Annotated in this window: 1 pseudogene; it reads right to left on the bottom strand. The window is 48.8% G+C overall.

What is annotated here, in order from left to right:
- Window positions 1-680, bottom strand: a pseudogene (locus H8S65_RS20850) (hypothetical protein); the annotation flags it as partial.

Here is a 680-nt window from a genome sequence, read left to right as displayed (position 1 = left end):
TCATTGTCCCAACTGTCTTCGACGATTGCAAGGTCATAGCCGGCCAAACCGCCATCCTGGAATGTAACGATTACTTCTACCCCGTCCAACAGGCAATCGGTAAGGTTGAAATCCATACCGGAAGCTCTCAGAGTGTAGTCGTCGATCTTCTCCGTCACGGCAAACTCCCCTTTCGGAAAAATGTGGTCAAATTGCATGGACTTTTCTATCCGGCCGTACTTCTCCACGTTCTTTTCAATGGAAAGCCGGCCTTCGGGCAAAAGAAGATAATCAGCCCCATAATCGGAACCGAGGTTCTTGTCTGAACCATAAGGATAAAGAACTGTTACAGGTGGCGTATCATCTACGGCCGAAACTTCCAACTCGGTAAAGCCCATGCCTTCGCCCTGCGCTAATATAAGGCCATTGCTGGCATATTCTCGCTTGCCGATGTTCATTGTCTTGCCGGATATCCAGTACTCGGAATCCAGCTCTTTGATGAGTTCATCAAGGACGGTTCCGACGGTTTTATCCTTAAATGAAAGAGTTATCATACGGGACTCGATACATGAGCCGGCAACCCAACCTGAATCTCCCCGGTTCATGTTCGTAACCATCAGGTTCAGCCAGTCACGTGCGGTTCCGGTATAGTAGTCGAAGTTCTTCTTTCGCTCCGGTGTGCCATGAAGAAAGAATTGCAC

It is taken from the genome of Parabacteroides hominis, assembly GCF_014287585.1.
GTDB classification, from domain to species: Bacteria; Bacteroidota; Bacteroidia; order Bacteroidales; family Tannerellaceae; genus Parabacteroides; species Parabacteroides hominis.
Note: the sequence above shows the minus strand (reverse complement) of the source record. Positions and strands in the feature narration are given on the sequence as shown.